Below are 18,153 nucleotides of genomic sequence, written 5' to 3'. Positions count from 1 at the left end.
CGGCGATAAATGTAGAAAAGTCCGAGCTCTCGCTCGGGACTTTGTCTACAGTCTGGGGCCGGTATATCCATACCGGCCTGCCGTTTTTGCTATCAATCCTTCTTTATGTTCTGTATCCTTTTCGGCATCCACCTTTTGATTCGCTGCTTTGCCGAGCTCAGCAAGCCTTCAAAGGAGCCGGAGTCCCTTAGAATGTCCTCTCCTTTTTCGGATCCCCAGTCCGGCTGATATGGCGGTACAGCAATTGCATTTTGATGATCCAGTGAGTTCAGATCCACGATCTCGGCCTGCTCCGTTTTACCGCCAGCCCCGTCTTTGCTGGCGTTCTGAAAGGCTCCGCCTTCACTGGTAGTTTCAGAGGCTGTGCCTGCTCCAGTGCCTGGACCTCTATCAGCACCCGATCCTGCCTCTCCTTCCGGCCCTTTCTCCTCCCCGCACTCCGGCCTTCTCCACCGTATAATAACACGGAATATATCATCTTCAATATCGATCTTCATAGCGCCGCCCTGGACCTCCACAAAGCTCCTCACAATGGCAAGCCCCAATCCGGAGCCCTCTGTATTTCTTGACTGGTCTCCCCGCACAAAGCGCTCTGTCAGCTCCTCCGGTGCCACATCCAGCTCCTTTGCAGAAATGTTGCGCATGGAAACACATACCCAGCCTCCCCGCTCCTCCGTCACCTGGATATAAGCCCTTGTTCCCGGAAGTCCGTATTTGGTGATATTCACCAGGAGGTTTTCAAAGATCCGGCAAGTCTTCTGCCCATCAAGAGTCAGCACCAGTTTTTTCTCCGGCAGCTGATAGCGGAATTCCACGCCGCAGCTTTCGATCTTATCCGCCAGTTCAAACCGCACCTGCTTTAAGAGGCTCACAATGTCCACCTGCTCCAAATGAAGGGTGACCGTGCCGCTGCTGGCCTTGCTGACCTCAAACAGATCCTCGATCAAGGCCTTTAACCGCATGGATTTTCTGTCCAGGATCTGGATATAGGAATTCCTCTCCTCCTCCGTGATCCCCTCCTGCTTTAGCAGATTTACATAGGTGATAATAGCTGTCAGCGGTGTTTTCAGATCATGGGATACGTTGGTGATCAGCTCTGACTTTGTTCGCTCACTCTTCACCTCCTGGGCTACTGCCTTCTTAAAGCCCTCCTGTATCCTTCCCAGCTGCTCCTTAAAGGGGTTGAATATCCCCAGATCCTCCCGGATCTCCACGTCCAGATTTCCCTCAGCTAGCTGGTTGATCCCATTCAACAGCGTCTGATATTTTTCCTGCATCTGTCCCCAGTATTTTCTCAGCATAAAGAACAGAACAAAGGAATAAATGACCAGCGCACCGATGCCCCAGAACCACAGGCAGGAGATCAGTGCCAGTATCAGGAAATTGGCGATCACCGCCTTTCCAATAATCTTTGAGGAGCGGCTCTCCCAATCCGTTTCCTGGAACACATTCAATCCCCTGCATATTTGACCTTTGATAAACCGGAGAAATCTTCCTGCCCAGGTGCGCTCCTTAAAATAGCGCCAGGGCCCCAGGCTGAATATGCCTCTGTAGCAGGTGATCCCCCAGTAGAAAGAGCCGTAGACCGCACACCAGAAAATAAGGTTTGCCGCCAGCGTCAGCGCCGTGCTGGACCAGCCCAAAAAGCCGGCCTCCAAAAGTTCCTCTTTCAGACTTCCATCAATCGTATAGGCTACCAGAGATGCCGGGATACTCCCCTCCGCCATCAAGCAGAGCCAGCCGATGCCAATACAGCTTAAGGGTTCAAAGGCCAGCCTGCACAGAGCGCTCCTTCCGATCTCAAAGGATCTTATCAAGGGCAAGCAAAGGGCTGTCACCAAAAGCACAGCAGACATCAGGACTACCACTGTATAGAATCCCTTCCCGCTCAGATAATCCCAGCAATTTAAGGCTCCTTCACTATTTGATCTCGACGCTGTTCCCCAGCCGTTCATAATCATGGGATTACAGCGGAACACGATCATCATATCCTTTGGCCCGAAAAACTGGACGCCGCTGTAGCGGTAGCTGTCCGTAAGGCGCACCGCCAGAGGATCATAAAATTCATATTTACTTGCAGCCTGGAGCATCCTGGAACAGAAGTCATCTGTTCCGGAGACCTCCGCCAGACTCATCCTTCCGGAGGAGGAAAATTCCACTGTAAACTGCAGCTCGTCTGTCTCCAGTGGAGCGTCAAAATACTCCTCCGGCCGGTTCACATTGCTTCGCACATAGTTTCCATCCGGTCCTAAAACGGCATAAGACAAGGTGCTTCCATACTGCTGGTACAGATCCTGCCAGGCAGCCCCCAGCTCATCCATCATCTTCTGAAGCTCCCTGTAATAATCCGCATCATATTTCTCTGGACCTGCCCCTTCTGCCAGATCAGGCTCTTCGCCGTCTTCTTCGGTCTGCTCCCCCGCAGCTTCCTCCGGGTATACGCCAATATAGACATCCGTGTTCCCGCCATCCGGCGAATCTCCGGCCATCCCCACCGTATAGCCTACGGAATATCCTGGGCTGACAGAAACAGAGCTTCCCATATGACCTGCCGTATTTCCGCCTTCGGAGGATGCCGCTGCTTCCATACTGCCGCCGGCATTTCCCTGCCCTAAGGAACCCGCTCCTGCTTCTCCTCCCTGCTCCATGGCGGCTGCTTTATTCAGCTGTTTTTCCAGCTGAGGCAGGAATGTCTGGGAATACGTAAGGAGCTTTCCTTCCTCCTCCTGCCTCCTCTGATGCCAGATCTCATAGCTGAAGTTCATGGCCTGAGTGGCAATATTTCCAAAATCGTACCGTTCCTCCAGCCTCCTTGTTCCCCATTTTTCATTGTATGCCCTGGCCTTCTGATGCATATAGGGGTAAAGTCCCACGGTAGCAGCAGAAACAGCCAGCACGATCAGGACGATCAGAAGCACGCCCCATTTATGGTTGTTTTTCAATCTTGTATCCAACTCCCCACACCACCTTTATGTATTTGGGCTCTCTCGGATTAACCTCGATCTTTTCCCGGAGGTTTCGGATGTGTACCATCACCGTATCCGTATTGATCGCCCGCTCGTTCCAAACCCGCTCGTATATCTCCTCTGCCGGAAATACCCGTCCCGGATTCTGTATCAACAGCAGCAAAATCTTAAATTCGATCGGCGTTACCTTCACCGGCTTTCCATCGGCAAATACCTCCACCGTCTCCTCATTGACCTCTAAGCCTCCCAGCCGGTGCAGTTTTGGATTCTCCTCCTGTCTGGAATTTAAGCGGTCCATAAAACGGTGGTAACGCCTCAGATGGGAATTGACCCTGGCAAGCAGCTCCATTGGAGTAAAGGGCTTTGTCACATAGTCATCCGCTCCCATGTTAAGCCCCAGGATCTTATCCACTTCCTCTGATTTGGCGGATAGGAAAATGACCGGAAAATCGTGCTTTTCCCGCAGCTTTGCCGTCATCGTAATTCCGTCCATTCTGGGCATCATTACATCCACAATGGCCAGATCGATCTTCTCTTTTTCCAATATCTCAAGTCCCTCGATCCCATCTGCAGCCTGAAATACGAGGTAGCCCTGACTCTTTAAAAATATCTCCACGCCCTCGCGGATCTCTTTGTCATCCTCTACCAGAAGTACCCGGTCCCCTGTCATATCCATATCCTCCTTATGTGCCATATCTTAACAGCCAAAACCAAATTTGGCCTTCATAAAATACAAAAGATTTTCTAAAGTTTCCCGGAAGGAAGGGTTTAGAGTCCTCTTCCTCCCACGTGGCTATTCTATCACTGAACGGTAAAATAGACAATGAAAAAGAGCCTTCAAGGAAATGACCAAAACCATCTTCCTCAAACGCTCTTTCTACTCTCTTTTATAAATAATCGTGTTTACACATCGCGCCTCATCAATTGATCGATGCGCTCCTTATCCAGATTCTTTATCACCTCTACCGCCATATCCACGGTGGCCGCAATATCCTTCTCCAGACAGAAATTATAGTGGCTGTGAACATACCTGCTGGGGATTCCCAGCACCAGAGTAGGCACCGCCCGTCCCGCCAGGCTGATCTTGCCTGCGTTGGTGCTGCCGCCTCTTCTCACTGCATCCTGGTAGGGGATGGACTTCTTCTCTCCCAGCTCATGGGCATAAGCTAAAAATGCCGGATTGGTGATATAGCTCTTGTCCATACAGCGGATCTGCACGCCCTTTCCCAGAACGCCCTCGGCCTTCTCCCTGCTGTAATAGAAGTCGTCTGCCGGTGACCCCTCAAATACAATGGCAAGATCCGGCTGCACCTGCTCTGAAGTCACAGTGGCCCCCCGGAGGCCTACCTCTTCCTGGGAAGCAAAGGCCCCTACAACATCCACAGAAAGCCCGGCTCCCATCTCCTGCAGGGCCTTCATGGTATGGAGAATGCAGACACAGCCCATGCGGTTGTCAAAGGCCTTTCCAAAGCACAGCCCCCGCTCCTCATCATAGTCAAAGGACACCTCCGGGGCAGCAGGATCTCCGATACGGATCCCAAGCTCCTCTACCTCCTTGCGGCTTCCTGCACCCACATCAATGAACAGCTCCTGTATATCGAGAGGAGCGCTTCTCTCCTTCTCTGTCATAAAATGCACGGGACGGGAGGTAATGATACCTCTGATCTTCCTTCCTGCTCCGGTGCGCAGGATCACAGTGTGAGCCGGAAGGCTGGCAAGATCCATGCCTCCCAGCATGATGATGGAGAGAAGCCCGTTGTCCATGATCCCCTGGACCATAAAGCCGCACTCATCCGTGTGGGCATCCAGCATGATCACAGGCCTTTTCCTGCCCTCCCGCTTTCCGTCCAACAGCTCCTTTATGGGCCCTTCCAGCCTCACATATACATTGTTCATGGCGTCATGATCCATATCCATAGGCTGACAATATCCGCGGATGGTCTTTACAACCTCCTCCTCGAAGCCGCTGGGCCCGAAGGCGTCTGTCATATCCTTTATCATCTTAATATCAATCATGTTCGTATGCCCCTCTGACAAGAAGGGTGCCTCCTTCCATCATGATATTTCCCTTTGCGATCACAGTATCCAGGCTCAGATCAGGCTTCAGGAGAAGCAGATCGCCGTCCGTCCCCTCTGCAATACAGCCCTTTTTCGGATAGATCTCCAGAGATCTGGCTACATTTTCTGTAAAATAGCTCAAAGCCTCTGTAAGCTCAAAGCCATCCTCCTTTACCAGGGCAACCAGCTGATCATACAGATTTCTCACAGAAGTGACTCCAATTTTTTCCAGATTTCCATAGGCATCATAGGTAGACCAGCTGCCCTGGCCGTCAGAGCTCAGGGTAATGTGGTCCATAGGCACTCCTGCCTCCTTTGCTTCCCTTAACAGTCCTGCGATATAGCCTGGGCGTTCCTTGCTCTCGTCAAAGCTTTCGCACGTGATATCCACATATCCTCCCAGCTTTGCCAGCTTCATTCCCTCCCGAAACAGCTCAGGCGACCTGGTCATGTGGGTGGGATGGAAGGTCTTTGCCGGAATATTGGTCTGCTTTAAGGCCTCAAACACCAAATCAAGCCTCTTCTCCCCGCTTCCCATATGCAGCACCACGATCCCGGCCTTTCCGCCGATCATGCCTGCCGTGCGCACATCGCTGGCAAGACGGATCAGCTCCTCCAGCGTCACATTGGGCGCCCGGTGGTCTGACAGGGCCAGCTTGACTCCCAGCATATTATCGATATATACAATATCCTTTTTCACACTTCCCGTAATCGTAGGCGATGGGTATCCGTAGGCGCCGCAGAGCGTGTAGGTAGTGATGCCCTCTGTCTCCAGAGCCTTTGCCTTTGCCACCAGAGCCTCAACACTGCGGGTCATATCATCTGTGCCCAAAAGGCCTACCACAGTGGTGATGCCCGAACGTATCAAAGAAGACAGGCACACTTCCGGAGTCCTGGTGAAGAATCCGCCTTCTCCGCCTCCTCCGGTTATATGCTCATGACAGTCGATCAGTCCCGGCACAAGGATCTTTCCGGCAGCATCCACAACCTGACAGTTGTTTCCCGGCTGGATCTCGTCTCCCATTGCTTCAATACGGCCGCCGCATACAAGAACGTCTTTTCTCCCCAAATGGACCGGGCTGTATACGTCCGCCTGCTTTAACAATATCATATGATTACTCTCCTGTTATCTCACAAATTCTCCGTTACTCACATTTCCTTTTTATTGCGCTCCTCCCTCACTCCATAAAAACGGGCGCTCAACTATTTTTTATAAAAATCAGGAACGATCTGCTCATGATAGGCAACGGATTCCCTGCGCAGGTCCTCCTTCAGCAGCAGGTCAAGGCCGGTCATAGCCAGTCCCTTTGCCCCCTTAATGCAGATCTCATCTGCCTGGGGCGTCACCGCTGCCTCTGCATACTGGACAGAGTGGGCCATGATGGACATGTCATCCGTGATGGACAGATAATCGTGAATAGCCGGGATCCTGATGGAAACATTTCCAATATCAGAGGATCCGAAACGCTGTCCGGGCTTTGGATAGCACATGGAGATCCCAAGCGCAGCCATATTGTCCCTGAACGCGTCGCACATGGGCTTGCAGGGATAGCGCTCCGCATAGATCGGCTCCTCCTCAAACTCTGCCTTTGCTCCCGTAAGCCCGGCTGCCCTGTCCGCACAGTCCTTTATCATCTGAACCAGCTCCTCCACCCGTTTCATGGTCTCGGCCCGGATACAGAACTCGGATTTTGAATATTCCGGGATCACATTGGAGGCTGTACCTCCTTCCAAAATCACGCCGTTCACATTATCCTGGATATCAAAGCATGGACGCAGCATATCGATCTGATTAAAGACGCTGATCGCCGCACTTAAAGCATTGATGCCCAGAGCGGGATTAGAGGAATGGGCTGACCTTCCATGGAAGGAAACCGTCAGGGAACCGGAAGCGCGCCCCCCACGGTTGATATAGTTGAACTGCTCGCCTCCTCCGGTTGGATGCATCATCAGCGCGAAATCCACACCCTCAAATCCGCCCTTCTCCAGGAGCACTGCCTTTCCTGCGCCGCCCTCCTCTGCCGGTGTTCCTATGATCCACACCTCTCCAGCCAGCTCTTCCATTTGGGATGCCAGGCCCAGGAATGCTCCCACTGCACAGGTTGCGATCACATTATGACCGCAGCCATGGCCTACTCCCCGAAGGGCGTCATACTCTGCTAAGAAGGCCACCACCGGACCGGCGTCCTTTCCTTTTTTTACTGCCTTAAAGGAGGTGGGCACACCGCAGTAGCCCTCCTCCACCTGAAAGCCCTGGCTCTTTAGCACCTCTGATATGTACTCCACAGCCAGAAACTCCTGAAATCCGATCTCCGGATGATCGTGAATGTCATGGGATAATCGCAGAAGCTCCTCCCTCAGGGAATCGATCCTCTGTGAGATAGCCTCCTTCCCTGTCTGTATCATCTCATCTCTTACATTATCCATAGTACCTTTCGCTCCATCAATTGATATATTGCTGTCCGCAGCAGACATCACCTCATCCCTGATGTTCTGCTGACATTTACATTCCGTACTGTTCTTACAGCATATGGCAGGCTGCCAGATGTCCCGGCTCGATCTCCTTAAGGACTGGCTTCTCCCTGCGGCATTTCTCCGTCGCATAGGGGCAGCGGTCACTGAAATAGCAGCCCTTGGGCAGATTGACCGGACTGGGGATCTCTCCCTGAGCCTCAATGCTCTCCACCAGAGGCTTCTCACCTACGGTAGGCACTGCGGAAAAGAGCACCTTTGTGTAGGGATGGACAGGATTGCCAAAAAGGGCATGCTTATCTCCCAGCTCCACGATGGACCCCAGGTACATCACTCCCAGTCTGTCACTGATATGCCTTACTACGGACAGATCGTGGGCAATGAACAGATAGGAAAAGTTGAACTCATCCTTTAAATCCATCAAAAGGTTCAGGATCTGTGCCTGGATGGACACGTCAAGAGCAGACACAGGCTCATCGGCAATGATAAACTCCGGGTTCACCGCAAGGGCTCTGGCGATTCCGATACGCTGTCTCTGGCCTCCGGAGAACTGGTGTGGGTAACGTCCGGCCTGCTCCGGGCGGATGCCCACGCGCTTTAAGATATCCATGCACCTCTCCCTGGCCTCAGACCTGGTCTTTGCAATGCCGTGGAACAGAAGGGGCTCCATGATGATCTCCTCCACCCTCTGCCTCGGATTCAGGGAAGCATAAGGATCCTGGAAGATCATCTGCATGCTCTTTCTATAGGGAAGAAGCTCCTTTGCACTTAAATGGCTGATATCCTTGCCCTTATAAAGCACCTGTCCGCCAGTGGGCTCCAGCAGGCGGATGATGGTTCTGGCTGTGGTGGATTTGCCGCAGCCGCTCTCTCCCACAAGGCTGAAGACCTCGCCCTTCTGGATCTGGAAATTCACGGAATTGACTGCATGTACCACCTTATCCTCTTTTATCAGCTTTCCCTTCTCAAAACGCAGGGACTGCAGAAGGCCCTTTGTGAGATGAAATTCCTGACTTAAATTCTTTACTTCGATCAATGGCTCCATCACTTTGCCTCCTTTGCTGCTTGCTTTTCCTTCAGCAGTGGGAAATGACAGGCTGCTCTGTGGCCTGGCCCCACCTCCTGCATCTGCGGCTTTTCATGGCGGCAGATCTCCTGGCAATATTTGCACCTGGGCGCAAAATAACAGCCTTCAGGCAGCTCAAACATGTTGGGAACCATGCCTGGGATATAGTCCAGACGGTCCCTGTCCTCATAGAGCTTTGGAATGGAATTTAAAAGTCCCTCTGTGTAGGGATGGGCATTGTGATAAATGATATCCTCCGTGCTTCCTGTCTCTACCAGCTTGCCGCAGTACATAACATTGATCTTGTCCACCATCTGGGATACCACAGCCAGGTCGTGAGTGATCAAGATCAGAGAGGTATGGTGCTCCTTTACCAGCTTTTTCATAAGCTTCAGAATCTGTCCCTGAATGGTCACATCCAGAGCTGTCGTCGGCTCATCGGCGATCAGAAGCTTTGGATTGGTGGCCAGGGCAATGGCGATGATCACCCTCTGGCGCATACCGCCGGAAAACTGGTTGGGATACTCCTTTAAGCGCTCCTCCGGATTGGGGATGCCCACGGAGGCCAGAAGCTCGATACAGCGCGCCCACCTCTGGGCCGCATTCATCTGGGGTTCATGGAGGATCAGCACCTCCTCCATCTGCCTCTGTATGGTGTAGAGGGGATTTAAGGAGGTCATGGGATCCTGAAAGACCATGGCGATCTCCTTGCCCCTGATCTTCGTCATCTCCTTCTCCCCGGCCTTTGTCAGATCCTTTCCGTCAAAGAAAATGCGCTCTGCCTCTACGACTCCCGGTTCCTCCACCAGCTTTAAGATAGAAAAGCTTGTGACAGACTTGCCGCTTCCCGACTCACCTACGATTCCTAAAATTTCTCCCTCTTTCACGTCAAAGCTTACATCATCAACTGCCTTCACCACTCCCTTGAAGGTGTGGAAATAGGTCTTAAGACCCTTTATATCAAGTAAAATCTTGTCTTCCATCTGGCGCCTCCTTATTTCAGGTTGGGGTTCAGCTCATCACGCAGGAAATCTCCCAGCAGATTGATACCGAACACGATCAGCATGATATACAGGCCTGGGAACACGGAAGCCCACCAAAGTCCTGAGAACAGAACATCAAAGCCCGTCTTCACAAGCAGCCCCAGGGATGGCTTTGTGATAGGAACGCCCACGCCCAGAAAGCTCAAGGTAGCCTCTGTCAGAATGAAGCTGCCCACCTGGATGGTTGCCAGAACGATAATGGAATTCACTACATTGGGCAGAACATGCTTTAAGATAATGATGCGGTTTGGCAGGCCAATGGTTCGGGCTGCCTCCACGTACTCCATTTTCTTCACGGAAAGCGTCTCACCACGGACCGTTCTGGCGTATGTAACCCAGCCCACCATAGTAAGGGCAATAAGGAGCTTTCCTACACCGCGCCCGAATACGGACATGATGAAAAGGGCGATCAGCATGGAAGGAAATGACAGCTGCACATCTGCAATACGCATGATGAGGGCGTCAACCTTTCCTCCAAAGTATCCGGCGATCAGTCCCAATGTTGTACCTATGATACAGGAAGCCGACATACCCACCAGACCGATCATAATAGAACTGGCGCTTCCATAAATGATAGCGCTGAAAATGTCACGTCCCTGGGCATCTGTTCCCAGAAGGAAGCCGGCCTTTCCTCCATCCAGCCACACCGGCGGAAGATAGGAATCCATCAGGTCGATCTGTGTCAGATCGTATGGGTTCTGGGGAGCGAAGAAGCGCCCGAACACTGCGATCACAACTGCGATCAGCACCAAAATACTTCCGATAATGGCCGGCAGGTTGTGCTTATAGTGGAAGAAAAACTCCGATGCCAGAAAACGCTTCCACCAACTTTTATTCTCTGTATGTACTGTCTGCTCCATGTCATCACCTCAATTCGATCCTGGGGTCAACCAGAGTGTAAAGAATATCTACAATAAAGTTCAAAACCACGAACATGCAGGAGGCCGCCATCAGATATGCCACGATGATGGGCCTGTCTGCCTTGTTGATGGCGTCGATCAAAAGCTTTCCCATGCCGGGCCATGCAAAGATGGTCTCTGTGATGGTAGTAAAGGCGATCATATTTCCCAGATCCAGGCCAAAAACAGTGATGACCGGGATCAATGCATTTTTCAGGGCATGTCCAAAGAGGATGGACTTTGCCGGAACGCCCTTTGCCCTGGCAAACTTGATGTAATCCTGGCGCATATTTTCCAGAATGCCGGAGCGGGTAAGCCTCAGCATGGTAGCCAGATTGGTGAGTGCCAGGGTAACGGCCGGAAGGATGATATAGCGGATCCCTCCAGGTGCGAACAGGCTCAGCTTTACCCCCAGCACATCCACAGGCTCTCCTCTTCCTGAAGCAGGAAGAACTCTCAAGACCACTGCAAAAATATAGATCATCATCATTCCCAGCCAGAAGGAGGGAAGGGAAATGCCCAGAATGGAACCGGACATGATGAGCTTACTTGTCTTTCTCTTCGGATAAGCTCCCGCGTACACACCTAGAGGTATGGATACCAGCAGCACCAGTGTGGCTGCCACAGCCACTAACTCCAGCGTGGCCGGCATACGCTCCACGATCAGGCTCATGGCAGGAAGGCCATAGGTATAGGACTTTCCCAAATTTCCATGGAGCACATCATTTAAAAAGATGCCGTACTGTACAGGAAGGGGCTTGTCAAGGCCCAGGCGTGCCCTGGCGGATTCGATTTGTTCGAGAGTGGCATTTTCGGGAACCAGCATGTCTACAGGATCGCCGATAAAGTTCGTCAGAAGAAACACCAGCACTGATACGATGAACAGCACCACGATCATCTGCACGAAACGTTTTACTACATATTTTATCACTGTCGCTTGCCTCCTATTCCATTAGCTGTACTCCTCAAAGCCCCTTTCCAGCCGGACCTCCGGGAATACCTCTGTGCTTTTAAAACCTCCATATCGCCTGACGGCAGGCTTCTATGCGAACGAAGCCTTTCGGAGTACCGGACAAAACGCGCCACCAAGGGCCGCCCTTTCCAGCGGCGCCCTTTGCCTGATACTCCGTAAAAGCCTGAAAAGGAGCCGGTTTCACACGGCTCCCTTTGCAGGCATTACCTGTCTATCTCTCACTTATTTGTAAGAAAACTCCCATGCGAATACATAGTTGTTCATTCTTGGAGTATAGTTCAAGGTATCCTTGATCGCATTGGTATCCTGCTCAAAGTGAAGCGGGATATATGCGTAATCTGCTCTTGCGATCTCATCGATCTGAGCTACCAGCTCGCCTCTCTTTGCATCATCCAGCTCAGTCAATGCCTGTTCGATCAGGGCATCTACCTCTGCATTGGAGTAATGTCCTCTGTTTACTGTACCCTTGCCAGCCTCTCTGTCATAGGTGTGCAGCATATCGTGAGCCAGTGACAGGCCATCGCCTGAGGAATCAGACCAGCCAGTCATTAAGAACATGGAATTGTTCTCAACCGGCTTGATGTAGCTGAAGAAGTTTGCCTTTGGCATCAGGTTTAAGTTCACCTTGATGCCTACCTTCTCAAGGAAGCCGGCAACAGCCTGAGCGATCTGCGCGTCATTCATATAGCGGTCATTTGGCGCATCCAGGGTTACCTCAAAGCCATCCGGATATCCTGCCTCTGCTAAAAGAGCCTTTGCCTTCTCCGGATCATATGCCTCACGGCTTACCTCTTTGTAACCAACATAACCCTCAGGAACGATAGAATTCATCTCAAACGCGCAGCCGTTCATGATGCTCTTGATGATAGCAGACTCATCAATTGCGAGATACATAGCCTGACGTACCTTTGGATCAGACATTGGGTTCTTCTGTCCTGGGAACAGAGGAGAATCCTCACGGCTGTCAAGGTTCAGATAGATCTCACGCAGACCCTTCTGTCTTAAAACGCTGATCCCCTCTGTGTTCTCCAGTCTGTCAATGTCGCGGACAGAAACACCGATGGTGAAATCAACCTCTCCTGTCAGCATGGTTGCAGTTCTGGTAGCCTCATTGGTGATCGGGCGGAAGCGCACATTCTTGATCGCCGGAACCTCGCCCCAGTAATCTTCATTTGCGACCATATCAATATGGTCTTCCTTTACCTGCTCTACGAATTTATAGCGGCCTGTACCGACTACCTTGGCAGCGATCTCCTCCTCTGTCTTGCCCTCAACATTTTCCTGCTTTAAGATGTAGATCTGAGCCAGATCGAACAGCATCAGGGGATTGATCGTATCGGTTGTGATCACAATCGTCTCAGCATCAGGAGCCTCAACAGAAGTAAAGCTGCTGGTGTAGCTGCTGAATGCGGATGGGGAATCCGGATTCATGGCTGTCTTAATGGAAGCCAGAGCATCTGCGGAATCCATCTCCTCGCCGTCATGGAACTTAACGCCCTTTCTTAAATGGAAGGTCCATGTCAGGCCGTCCTCAGATGTATCCCAGCTTTCTGCAAGACATGGCTCGAAAGACATATCAGCTGCCTGACGGACCAGTCCCTCATACATATGAAGCATAACCTGGTTTGTGGGGCCCTCGTCGTATCTGTAGGGATCCATGGATAAAATATCGGAAGCCATTGCGATCACCAGGCTGTCCTTGCCGGATGTCTCACCAGCTGCTGCCTCGGTCCCTGCTCCTGCCTCAGCGGAAGCTGCTGCTGTGGTCTCCTGTCCGCCTGATGCTGCCGTTGTTTCCGTGGAACCTCCGCCGCAGCCTGCCAGGGAACCAGCTACGATCGCTGCCGCAAGCATCCATGACAATGTTCTTTTTTTCATTTGCATATCCTCCTTTTCTTCGCTTTTTCCGTATATCCGTCCTGTTACCATTTTGGATATAAAGAAAAAAGCATGGCGCAGTTCATCTATTTGACATTAAAGAGCGCCCTTGCTTATTAGTATTTTAGTGAATTAACACATTGATGTCAAAGAAACGCAGTTTCAAATATCAAAACATTTTATTTTTCTTTCTTTTTTAAGGCATTTAGGTTGTTTTGCCGCGAAAAATGCCTTATAATTTACCTAATAAAGGGAGGTCCTATAGAATGAAGAAAAAATTGTTGATATTAACACAGAATCCAGTGGCAAAGATCGGGATTGCCTCCTATCTCTCCTCTATTTTCAGCCAATATCTTACCATTGAATCCATTCAGTCCGCAGATCTGACCCCGGAAGCACTTCAGAAGACAGACCTTATCCTGTTTTCCAGTGAGAATGTTTATCATAATCTGCCTTATTCCATTCCTGACAGGATCGGGCAGCTCATATGCATGCGTATTTTCAACCACACCTATCTCCATAAGATCCTGCAGATCCCGCCGGGTTCTCTGGTCTATCTTGTCAACGATACGGAGGCCTCTGCTCTGGAGGTGGTAAGGCAGCTGCAGGAATACGGGTTTTCTCAATACCAGTTTATCCCCTATTATCCGGGATGTCCCGGATACCAGGAGGATATTATCTACGGTGTGACCCCCGGCGAGCTTCATCTTGTCCCCCGATGCGTGCGGACTGTCATTGATATCGGAAACCGAGTAGTGGATATCTCCACCATCAATGAGATCATCGCCTTCTTTGGCCTTCCCACCAGCCTGGCAGATGAGATCACACGAAACTACATGAGCCATCTCGTCCAGGTGTTAAAGCTCTCCAACCAGCAGCTCAGCCGCAGCCTGGACTCCAGGCAGATCAGCCGGATCATCATTGAAAATGTTTCCGAGGGCCTGTGCCTTGTCAATCAGGGCGGGCAGGTGGAATTCATCAATGCCGCCTTTCAGAAGCTTATCGGCTTTAAAGATGGGAATAAAATAGGGGAAAGCTTTGTCCAGCTCTTAAAGGAATACGGAATCCCCTACGATTTTCCCAACCAGAATGACATCATCATAGAGAAGGAGGGAATGCGGCCCTTACGCCTCTGGTCCCAGAAGTTTACTCTCAGCCGCAATACAGCCCTGTATCTTCTCCACGGCGCCCCCTGTGAGGAAGGGGCCTCCAGGCTTTTATTTCCGCCCAGGGTCCTTCATCTCTGTGATTTCAGCCACTTTGTGACCTGCCATCCCATCCAGCTCCATCTTTTGGATACTGCCAGAAGGGTATCCCTGAATGATTACCATATCATCATCCAGGGGGAAAGCGGCACGGAAAAGGAAATGCTGGCTCAGGCCATTCACCGCAACTCCATGCGGCATAAGGGGCCCTTTGTTTCACTGAACTTCTCTTCCCTGACACCCTCTTATATTGAAGCCGAGCTTCTGGGCTCCAGGGAAAACCCGGCCCAGGGCCTGCATCACCGTGTGGGGGCCCTTGAGGCCGCAGCAGGAGGAACTCTGCTGCTGAACGGCATCCATCACATGGGCTTAGAGACCCAGCAGCTTCTTCTGAATGTGCTCCACAACGGATACTATATGGCAATGGGTGCCGACACGCTAAGTCCCCTGAATGTAAGGATCATTGCCACCACAACCACGGATCTCTACGCTCTGGTGCTGGAGGGACGCTTTCTGGATGACCTCTTTTTCCTGCTCAATACGGTTTCCTTAAACACCCTTCCCCTAAGGCAGCGCCGGGGAGATATCCCCCTTCTTTTGGAAAGCGCATTAAAGCATGCCTTTAAGGACCCTTCTGTCACTGCCAGACAGGTGCTCTCAGAAAATCTTTCTTCTTATTTAAAGAGATATGACTGGCCGGGAAACATCAAAGAAGTCAACAATCTGTGCAGCTATTTCTCCTGCCTGTACAAACGGGAGCCTCTGCAGTTAAACGATCTGCCGGGATATATTTTAAACCAGATACGCAGCCGCGAAACACGGCTGGAGCTGACCGACAAGAAAATCCTCTCCCTGATCGCAGCCAGCCCGCGTATCGGCAGGGCCGCGATCCAGAGCAGACTGGCGGAGGAGGGGATCAGCTTGTCAGAGGGCAAGATCCGCACCATCTTACAGAGGCTGGCAGAAGGCGGCTACATCAAGGTCCACCGCACCAGAGGGGGCTGCGAGGTCACAGAGCTTGGAGCTCTTATGGTAAATGTGTGATGTCAGAGTGCGGAAAGCATTCCTGGAAAATGTCATACCATTCCATGCAGCAGGTGTGCCATTCATGGCAGGCGGCCTCATAGGAGACATTTTCCGTCTGCGCACAGGCCCCAGCCTCCTCCGTGTAAAACAGCCTCCAGCCCGCAAGCTCTGCCTCCGCGAGCTGCCTTTCCAGCTCCTCCACCCGCTCTGCCGCCTTCTCCATGCGCTCCCGCGCCAGTCTCAAACGCCAGTCGTCATAGGCCTCCTCTGTGGGGATCTCCCGCAGGCGGTGGCGTTCTGCCCTCGGAACCGACTTAAGGCCTGCGATCAATGCCTGCTCCTCCGCCTTCATCCTGGCAGCCAGGCTCTCACCTTGCCTTTCCTTCTTTAAGCGCTCCAGGTAATGCTCATAGCCAAAGGGGTAATACATAGCAGACTGATCCTCAAATATCAGGATAGACTGGGCCACCTGCCGGATAAAATACCTGTCATGAGATACGAACAGGATCGTTCCCTGATATGCCTGAAAAGCAGACTCCAACGTCTCCTTTGCCTGGATATCCATATGGTTGGTGGGCTCATCCAGTATGAGGAAATTGGGGAGGCTTTCCAAAAGCTCTGCCAGCACCAGTCTGGCTTTCTCTCCCCCTGACAGGCCGGATACCCGCTTTGAGGCATCCTTTCCGCGGAACAAATAGGCTCCCAGGGTACTTCTGACCTCCTTATCCGTAAGCCCCGGAAACAGCCCTCCAAAGTGCTCCGCCACTGTTTTCTCCGAGGTGATCTCCGCCGAAAACTGGTCAAAATATCCTATTGTGATGTTGTTTCCCAGGCAGCAGACTCCTTCCACAGGATCAAGAAAGCCGGCCACGGTTTTCAGAAAGGTAGATTTCCCGCTTCCATTTTCTCCCAATATCCCGATCTTCTGTCCTCTGCGGATGCGCAGGCTGAGCTCCAGTATGGGCTTTCCGTACCCGATCTTTAAATGCTCTGCCTCCAGCACCCATTTGCTCCCCGCGATCAGAGGCGTGATATTCCCTGTAAAAATATGGGACATATCCTCCTCAGGCTTTTCCACCCGCTCCATCCGCTCCAGCATTTTCTTTCTCGACCGGGCAAAGGAGGCTTTCGTTGGCTTGTGCTTAAAGCGCTCGATCAGCTGATTCTGACGGGCGATTTCTTCCTGCTGGCGTTCATAGGTCTTCCTTTTCAGCTCATACTGTTTTCTCTTTTGCTCCCTGTAGCTCGTATAGTTGCCGGAATACCTGGTAAGCCGTCCTGACTCCAGCTCGTAGACAATATCCGCTGTCCTGTCCAGGAAAAAGCGGTCATGGGACACCATCACCACTGCCTTGCCGTACTGCCTCAGATAATCCTCCAGCCACTGCACCGTATTCAAATCAAGATGATTGGTGGGTTCATCCAGCAGCAGGATATCCGGCTTTGCCAGGAGAAGCCCTATCAGAGCAATCTTTGTTTTTTCCCCACCGGAAAAAGAGGACAGCCGTCTTCCCTTGTCCTCCTTCACAAACCCCAGCCCTGTAAACAGGGTATCGTACTCCTTTTGATATTCATAGCGCTCACGGTCATAGGTATCCACAGCCGGGCAGCCAGCCAAAAGCTCCTCCTCTACGGTTCTGGCCTCATCCTGAAAGGCCATCTGTCCCAGCATACAGATCGTCAGGGCCCTGGAACGCGTAATCCCCGGCCCCTTACGCCTGTCATCCCGGTCAAGCTCCAGCTCTCCTGCGATCAGTTTAAGGAGCGTTGTCTTTCCAGCCCCATTTCTCCCCACCACCGCTATCTTTTCATTTCCACGTATCTCAAATTCAATATGGGACAGTATCGTCCTGCCGCCCAGGGTTACTGTCCCATCTATGATCTGGTATCTCATATTCCCTATCTCACGATCTGTTTTCTCTATCTCCTTTGATTTCCTCTGCTATCATAACAAATCCCGCAGAAAAAAGCAATTCACCACAGCTTACCCGCACAGATGCCCCAGCCCCAGGCTGGTGATCACTGCCCGCTCGATCCCGGCCATCTGTCCCGCTCCCAGATGTCCTATGTATTCCTTTAAACGGTTGCGGTCAATGGTCCGTATCTGCTCTGCCAGCACCGTAGAGTCCTGCTTAAGCCCTCCAGCCATCCGGTTGATTCCCACATGGGTGGGAATGGCCGCCTTCGTGGTCCTGCTTGTGATAGCTGCCACGATCACCGTAGGGCTGTATTTATTTCCCGTATCATTCTGTATCACCAGCACTGGCCTCACCCCGCCCTGCTCGGAACCAACCACCGGGGAAAGGTCTGCATAGAACAGGTCCCCTCTTGTGATCTCCAAATGTTTTGTTTCATTTTCTCTCTTCATTCTATCTTTCCTCACTGCTCAGTTGATCTCTTATTTTGGAAGGGATGTCCTTCAACAGTGAGTATTGACGGTTTTGGGAGGAAATACACATGGAATTAATTTTTAATGCATCGTCATCATATGTCTCTTTTTCTTTTATTCCACTTTCTCTCCACTATTCTTTTATCTAATGAATCTCGCACATACGGGAATATGCATT

13 protein-coding genes are annotated in these 18,153 nt (G+C 51.6%); 1 reads left to right on the top strand and 12 read right to left on the bottom strand.

The features are described 5' to 3' along the window. Positions 1-92: 92 nt before the first annotated feature. From LIZ87_RS16740 to LIZ87_RS16695, 10 genes are all read right to left on the bottom strand, one after another. Entirely contained in the window at positions 93-2,765 is a 2,673-nt protein-coding gene (locus tag LIZ87_RS16740) for a sensor histidine kinase (protein ID WP_442912224.1), read from the bottom strand. Between the two features lie 160 nt (positions 2,766-2,925). Further along, positions 2,926-3,636: a response regulator transcription factor gene (locus LIZ87_RS16735; protein ID WP_227148534.1), complete on the bottom strand. Its 711-nt coding sequence runs from the start codon at positions 3,634-3,636 to the stop codon at positions 2,926-2,928. Between the two features lie 233 nt (positions 3,637-3,869). Beyond that, positions 3,870-4,982, bottom strand: coding sequence for a M42 family metallopeptidase (locus LIZ87_RS16730; RefSeq protein ID WP_227148530.1), 1,113 nt, complete (start codon positions 4,980-4,982; stop codon positions 3,870-3,872). Beyond that, on the bottom strand, positions 4,975-6,135 hold the full coding sequence (gene iadA / locus LIZ87_RS16725) for a beta-aspartyl-peptidase (protein WP_227148529.1): 1,161 nt from the start codon (positions 6,133-6,135) through the stop codon (positions 4,975-4,977). The genes LIZ87_RS16730 and iadA overlap by 8 nt, the downstream gene beginning before the upstream one ends. A 92-nt stretch (positions 6,136-6,227) precedes the next feature. Further along, on the bottom strand, positions 6,228-7,451 hold the full coding sequence (locus tag LIZ87_RS16720; protein ID WP_227148528.1) for a M20 family metallopeptidase: 1,224 nt from the start codon (positions 7,449-7,451) through the stop codon (positions 6,228-6,230). A 94-nt stretch (positions 7,452-7,545) separates the two neighbouring features. Continuing rightward, entirely contained in the window at positions 7,546-8,541 is a 996-nt protein-coding gene (locus tag LIZ87_RS16715; RefSeq protein WP_264468036.1) for an ABC transporter ATP-binding protein, read from the bottom strand. Then, positions 8,541-9,545: an ABC transporter ATP-binding protein gene (locus LIZ87_RS16710; protein ID WP_227148527.1), complete on the bottom strand. Its 1,005-nt coding sequence runs from the start codon at positions 9,543-9,545 to the stop codon at positions 8,541-8,543. The genes LIZ87_RS16715 and LIZ87_RS16710 overlap by 1 nt, the downstream gene beginning before the upstream one ends. Before the next feature lie 11 nt (positions 9,546-9,556). Then, positions 9,557-10,465 (bottom strand): ABC transporter permease, encoded by a 909-nt coding sequence (locus tag LIZ87_RS16705; RefSeq protein WP_178316938.1) that lies wholly within the window; start codon positions 10,463-10,465, stop codon positions 9,557-9,559. A 4-nt stretch (positions 10,466-10,469) separates the two neighbouring features. After that, on the bottom strand, positions 10,470-11,435 hold the full coding sequence (locus tag LIZ87_RS16700; protein ID WP_227148526.1) for an ABC transporter permease: 966 nt from the start codon (positions 11,433-11,435) through the stop codon (positions 10,470-10,472). A gap of 264 nt (positions 11,436-11,699) precedes the next feature. Then, positions 11,700-13,355, bottom strand: a complete 1,656-nt coding sequence (locus LIZ87_RS16695) for an ABC transporter substrate-binding protein (protein ID WP_227148525.1) — start codon at positions 13,353-13,355, stop codon at positions 11,700-11,702. A gap of 266 nt (positions 13,356-13,621) precedes the next feature. On the opposite strand from LIZ87_RS16695, the gene LIZ87_RS16690 reads away from it, so the two are divergent. Next, positions 13,622-15,604, top strand: coding sequence for a sigma 54-interacting transcriptional regulator (locus tag LIZ87_RS16690; protein ID WP_227148523.1), 1,983 nt, complete (start codon positions 13,622-13,624; stop codon positions 15,602-15,604). Here the strand turns inward: LIZ87_RS16690 and abc-f are convergent. Continuing rightward, on the bottom strand, positions 15,588-17,480 hold the full coding sequence (abc-f, locus tag LIZ87_RS16685) for a ribosomal protection-like ABC-F family protein (RefSeq protein ID WP_227148521.1): 1,893 nt from the start codon (positions 17,478-17,480) through the stop codon (positions 15,588-15,590). The two genes, LIZ87_RS16690 and abc-f, sit on opposite strands and share 17 nt — an antisense overlap. 90 nt (positions 17,481-17,570) lie before the next feature. Beyond that, entirely contained in the window at positions 17,571-17,954 is a 384-nt protein-coding gene (locus tag LIZ87_RS16680; protein ID WP_319638595.1) for a type II toxin-antitoxin system PemK/MazF family toxin, read from the bottom strand. Positions 17,955-18,153: the final 199 nt, after the last annotated feature.

This window comes from Lacrimispora sp. 210928-DFI.3.58 (assembly GCF_020554865.1).
Lineage (GTDB): Bacteria > Bacillota > Clostridia > Lachnospirales > Lachnospiraceae > Enterocloster.
Note: the sequence above shows the minus strand (reverse complement) of the source record. Positions and strands in the feature narration are given on the sequence as shown.